We start from the raw sequence: 5,209 nt of genomic DNA, 5'->3' as shown, positions 1-5,209 counted from the left end.
AGACCACCCAGGTCCGCCTCGCCCTCGAGGCCCACCGCTACGAGATCCTGGTGGAGGGCGCGGTCGCCGGTTTCACCGAGTTCCGCGACCACGGGAACCAGCGGGTCTTCTTCCACACGGTGGTCGAGGACGCCTACGCCGGCCGTGGCCTGGCCTCGGTCCTGGTCCGCGAGGCGCTGGAGCACGTGCGCGCCGGCGGCATGCACCTGGTCCCGATCTGCCCGTACGTGGCCAAGTACCTGACCAAGCACGACGGTTACCGCGACATCACGGACGAGGCGACCCCGGAGGTCAAGGCCTGGCTGAAGGCCGAGCTCGAGGCCTGACCCCGGTCAGGTCGACCTCCGCCCACACGGTCTTGCCCGGCCCCCGGCGCGGCGCGACGCCCCACGCGCGGGCGAGTGCCGCGACCAGCAGCAGGCCGCGCCCCGCCTCGTCCAGCGGCCCTCCGCGGTCCGCCCGTGGCATGCGGGGGCCGGTGTCCGACAGCTCCACGCGGACCCGGGCGGCCGGCGCGTCGTACACCAGCCGCAACGCGAAGTCCCGCCCGGGCACCCGGCCGTGGAGCACCGCGTTGGCGGCCAGCTCGGCGACCACCAGGGTGACGGCGTCCGAGCCCTCGCTGTCGTACGGCACGCCCCAGGTGTGGAGCTGGTGCGCGGCCAGCCTGCGGGCCAGCCGCGCGCCACGGCGCGTGGCGGAGAAGCGCTGGACGAGCTCACGTACGGTGACGGCCTCTTCGGCCGGCGGAACGGTCATGGCCTCACCCTGCGGCCCGGGTTCCCGGCCGGGCCAGGTACGCCACTGGTACAGGGAGGGTTGTATCAGCCGATTCCTTGGACGCGGGCCGTGACGATCCGTGAGCATGTCGGTGTGACAGCGGAACGCGGCGGTGAGGCCGTGCGCAACCGGGCCGAGGCGTCCGACGGGCTCAAGACCTTCGGCGCGGTCCTCAAGGCGTTGCGGGAGGAAGGCGGCGGCACGCAGGAGGAGTTCGCCTCCCTGGTCGGCTACTCGGCCGTGTACATCGCCAAGATCGAGCAGGGGAAGCGGTACCCGCCGCAGGACCTGCCGGACCGGGCGGAGGAGGCCCTCGGCGCGACGGCGGGCAAGGTCCTGCGGGCCGCCGCGCGGAGCCTCACGCGGCGCCCGGGGCTCGCGTCCTGGTTCCAGCACTGGGCGGCGATCGAGGAGGAGGCGGTGTGCCTCTTCGCCTACGAATGCCGCGCGGTGCCCGGGCTGTTGCAGCCCGAGGGCTACATCCGCGCCATCTTCGAGCGGCGTCTGCCACCACTGTCCGAGGAGCAACTGCAGCAGCAGGTGGCGGCCCGCCTCGAACGCCAGCGCCTCCTGGCCGAGCGCCCGAACACCGCCTTCTCGTTCATCGTCGAGCAGGCGGTACTCGAACGCCGCCTGGGCGGCGAGGAGGTCACGGCGGAAGTCATCGACAATCTGCTCGCGCAGAGCCACCGTCGCAACGTGGAGATTCTCCTGATGCCGCTTCGCCAGGAGGACCACGCGGGCGTGGACGGTCAGATGTACCTGGCCGAGACACCGGAGCACGAGTGGATCGGCTACGTGGAGGGCCATGACAGCAGCATGCTGTTCACCTCGCGCAAGCTGGTCAGTGCCATGCAGCACCGCTATGGAAGGATGCGGACCCAGGCACTGAACCGTGCCGACACGGTGGACCGGTTGAAGCGGATGCGAGGAGCGCCATGAGCGCCGAACTGTCCTGGGTGCGAAGCAGCTACAGCGGAAGCGGCGGGGACAACTGCGTCGAGGTCGCGTCCCTCCCCCACACCGTGCACGTGCGGGACTCCAAGGACGTGCGCCGCACCCCGCTGGCCCTCGACCCCGCCGCGTGGGCCGCGTTCCTCCGCCTGGTGCGCCGGCTCCCCTGATCCTGGCGTTCACCCGCCCGTCGCCCCGCGGACGGACCCCGCTCTTCTCCCGCGCACGGTGGACAGGCACGCTCCGGCTGTCCGACCCAGACGACGAACGCAGTTCCCCGGGAGCGAGTTGTGAAGACCGGTACCAGCAGAACACGCGTCCTGACCGCCGCCGTGGCGGTGGTGGCGAGCACCCTGGCCCTGGCCCCGTCGGCCGGTGCGTCGGGCCGGCCGGCCGGGGAGCTCCCCGGCGTGACGCCCCGCGCGGAGACCGCCGCGGTGTTCGACGACGCCGAGGGCGGCAATGCGGACGCCGACGACCCGGCGATCTGGCGCAACCCGGCCGACCCGGACCGCAGCCTGGTCGTCGCCGCGGTGAAGGAGGGCGGCCTGCGCGTCTACGACCTCGACGCCCGGCAGGTGCAGGCCGTTCCGGCTCCCCCGGCCCCGGGGCCCGACGACGCACCGGGCCGGTTCAACAACGTCGACCTGGTGCAGGGTCTGCGGCTGCCCTCCGGCCGGGCGGACGTCGCCGTGGCCAGCGACCGCGGCACCGACCGGCTGCGGTTCTACCGGATCGACGGCGGCCGTACCGCCGCCCCGCTCACGGACGTCACCGACGCGACGGCCCCGCGGATCTTCACCACCTCGCAGGAGGAGGTGAACGAGGAGCGGACCGCCTACGGTCTGGCTACCCTCACCGACCGGCGCACCGGCCGGTCCTACGCCGTGGTGAGCCGGGCCGGGACCACCGAGGTGGCGCTGCTCGAGCTGCGTGTCACCTCCGCCGGCTCCGTCACCTACCGGAAGGTGCGTACCGTCGCGCTTCCCTCGTCGTTCCGCCTGCCCGGCGGGGGTTCCTGGTCGCCCTGCGGCGATCCCGGGGACCTGCCGCAGGTCGAGGGGATGGTGGTGGATCCCGCGACCGGCGCCGTGTACGCGGGGCAGGAGGACGTCGGCATCTGGCGGATTCCGTCGGGGCTGCGCGGCACGCCGGAACTGCTGGACACCGTGCGGGAGTTCGGCGTGCCGGCGGTGTACGACGAGGAGAGCGACGAGTGCGTGCAGGCCGGCGCGGACCCCGGAGTGGGCGGCACCCGCCTCACCGCCGACGTCGAGGGCCTGACGCTGCTGCCCGGCGGCGCGGGCGGCGGCGCCCGGCTGCTGGCCTCCAGCCAGGGTGACGACACCTTCGCCGTGTACGAGCGGGGCCGGTACGCGGGCGGCTTCCGCGTGGTGGCGTCGGGCGGGCTGGACGGCGCCGAGGAGTGCGACGGCGCGGCCGTCCTCGACGCGCCGCTGGGCCGCCGCTTCCCGGACGGCCTCCTGGTGGTGCAGGACGGCCACGCGTCCCCGGAGGACGCCGACCGCGAGGCCACCGGCTTCAAGTTCGTCGACCTCGCCGACGTCGAGGCGGTGCTGGACCGGCGTCGCGGCTGAGCACGGCCGGGCGGGCCGGGGCGGGGCCGGGATCGCCCGGAGGACTCCTACGACTCGTCCTCACCCGTCCCCGGCTCCGCCATCTTCCGGTGGAGAAGGCCCTTCACCTTGTCCGGCAGCACCTTCTGCACGGTGCCCTGCGCCTTGGTCTGCGCCGATCCGGTGACCAGCTTCTTCCGGCCCTTGGTGACCGCCTCGAAGGCCTGGCGGGCCACCTCGGCGGGGTCGTCCTTCTCCATCGTGCCGACCTTGGTGTCCTCCATCCCGGCACGCCGGAAGAAGTCGGTGTCGGTGGGGCCCGGCATGAAGGAGGTGACGCTCACCCCGGTGTCCTTCAGTTCCTCCTGCAGGGCCTGGGCGAAGGACTGCACGAAGGACTTCGACGCGTTGTAGACGGACTGGAAGGAACCGGGCGACAGCGAGGCGACCGACGAGGTGAACAGCAGGCGGCCCTCCCCGCGCTCCAGCATCCGTCGCAGCAGCGGTTTGGCGAGCAGGACGGTGGAGGTGACGTTCAGGTCGATGACCTCACGGTCGTCGTCCGGGTCGGTGTCCACGAAGGCGCCACCGCGGCCGACGCCGGCGTTCAGCGCGGCGACGTCCACGGCGAAGGGGGCCGCGGCGGCCACCACCTGGGCGACTCCCTGCGGGTCGCGGAGGTCGGCGCGGACGGTGCGCACGTCGGCGCCGGTCTCCCGCAGCCGGGCCGCGGCGTCCTCGAGGGCCTCGTCCTCGGCGTTGATCAGCAGGTCGTAGCCGTGCTCGGCGAACTGGCGGGCGAGCTCGAAACCGATGCCGCGTGAGGCCCCGGTGACCAGTGCGACGGGCCGGCGGCTGCCGGGCTCGCCCGGTGCGGGTGTGGTGTGGGGCGTGTTCATGAGGGCGGAGTAACCGGTCCGGGCGCGGTCAATCGCCCTCGCCGCCCGCGTCGTCCGTCTGCCCGGGCCGTACGGCCAGCAGGGCGATGTCGTCGGTGGCGTCGGCGCCCAGACGGATCAGCAGTTCGTCGCACAGGGCGCCCAGTGGCTCGTGGGCGAGGGCGAGGGCCTGGTCGCGGAGCCGCCGCAGCGAGTCGTCGAGGTCCTCGCCCCGCCGCTCGACCAGGCCGTCGGTGAAGAGCAGGAGCGTCGCCCCCTGGGGCACCCGCACCGAGGCGCCTTCGCGGGGCAGGTCGTACCCGGTGCCGAGCATCAGCCCGGTGCCGCCCTCGAGCAGGCGCGCGCCCCGCTCGGGGTCCACCAGCAGGGGCGGCAGGTGGCCCGCCGAGGAGAAGTGGAACTCCCAGTCCCCGGGCGCCATTTCCCGCATCCTGCCGTACACGCAGGTGGCGGTCGTGGCGGACCGCAGGCTCCGGTCGGCCATGTCGAGCCGGCGCAGCACCTCCTCGGCGGGCTCCTGCCGGTCCAGGGCGATGCCCCGCAGCATGCTGCGCAGCTGGCTCATGGTGATCGCCGCGTCCAGGTCGTGTCCGGCGATGTCACCGATGATCAGTGCGAGATCGCCGTCGGGGAGCCGGAAGCAGTCGTACCAGTCGCCGCCGATCCGGGTGGTGAGGGACGACGTCGCGTAGCTCGCGTCGAGTTCCAGCCCGGGCATCCGCGGCAGGGCGGGCAGCAGGTCGCGCTGGAGCCGTTCGGCGACGTAGCGGGTCCCGTCGTACAGACGCTGGTTCTCGACCGCGAGGGCCACGGCGCGTGCCAGGTCGTCGACGAAGACGAGATCGCTCTCGACGAACGGGTCCGAGGGGTCCTCGCGAGCCAGGGTGAGGGCCCCGAAGATCTGCCGGCGGGCCCGCAGGGGGGCGACGACGGCGCTGGCGCAGGCGAACTGTTCGAAGAGCGCGCGGTAGCCGGAGTCCAGGCCGCACTCCCCGGGGC

Annotated in this window: 7 protein-coding genes; 4 read left to right on the top strand and 3 right to left on the bottom strand. The window is 73.4% G+C overall.

Annotated elements, in window-relative coordinates:
• The coding region (locus ACOV8S_RS07745) for a GNAT family N-acetyltransferase (RefSeq protein WP_448316906.1) at positions 1–326 on the top strand (326 nt) is incomplete at its 5' end.
• Here ACOV8S_RS07745 and ACOV8S_RS07740 read toward each other — a convergent pair.
• Positions 292–759, bottom strand: a complete 468-nt coding sequence (locus ACOV8S_RS07740; RefSeq protein ID WP_448316904.1) for an ATP-binding protein — start codon at positions 757–759, stop codon at positions 292–294. The genes ACOV8S_RS07745 and ACOV8S_RS07740 overlap by 35 nt on opposite strands.
• Before the next feature lie 114 nt (positions 760–873).
• On the opposite strand from ACOV8S_RS07740, the gene ACOV8S_RS07735 reads away from it, so the two are divergent.
• The 3 genes from ACOV8S_RS07735 to ACOV8S_RS07725 all read left to right on the top strand — a co-directional run bounded on the left by ACOV8S_RS07735 (position 874) and on the right by ACOV8S_RS07725 (position 3,332).
• Positions 874–1,722, top strand: coding sequence for a helix-turn-helix domain-containing protein (locus tag ACOV8S_RS07735; RefSeq protein WP_448316902.1), 849 nt, complete (start codon positions 874–876; stop codon positions 1,720–1,722).
• A complete protein-coding gene (locus tag ACOV8S_RS07730) occupies positions 1,719–1,904 on the top strand; it encodes a DUF397 domain-containing protein (RefSeq protein ID WP_448316900.1) in 186 nt (61 codons plus the stop codon). The genes ACOV8S_RS07735 and ACOV8S_RS07730 overlap by 4 nt, the downstream gene beginning before the upstream one ends.
• A gap of 120 nt (positions 1,905–2,024) precedes the next feature.
• Positions 2,025–3,332 (top strand): phytase, encoded by a 1,308-nt coding sequence (locus ACOV8S_RS07725; RefSeq protein ID WP_448316899.1) that lies wholly within the window; start codon positions 2,025–2,027, stop codon positions 3,330–3,332.
• 47 nt (positions 3,333–3,379) lie between these two features.
• Here the strand turns inward: ACOV8S_RS07725 and ACOV8S_RS07720 are convergent, their stop codons facing one another.
• Both ACOV8S_RS07720 and ACOV8S_RS07715 read right to left on the bottom strand, forming a co-directional pair.
• Positions 3,380–4,210: an SDR family NAD(P)-dependent oxidoreductase gene (locus ACOV8S_RS07720; RefSeq protein WP_448316898.1), complete on the bottom strand. Its 831-nt coding sequence runs from the start codon at positions 4,208–4,210 to the stop codon at positions 3,380–3,382.
• Between the two features lie 28 nt (positions 4,211–4,238).
• A partial coding sequence (locus tag ACOV8S_RS07715) for a PP2C family protein-serine/threonine phosphatase (protein ID WP_448316897.1) occupies positions 4,239–5,209 on the bottom strand: 971 nt, incomplete at its 5' end.

The sequence above is a fragment of the Streptomyces sp. CO7 genome (assembly GCF_053474865.1).
The sequence above is the reverse complement of the archived record's forward strand: the minus strand, read 5'-3'. Positions and strand labels throughout refer to the sequence as shown.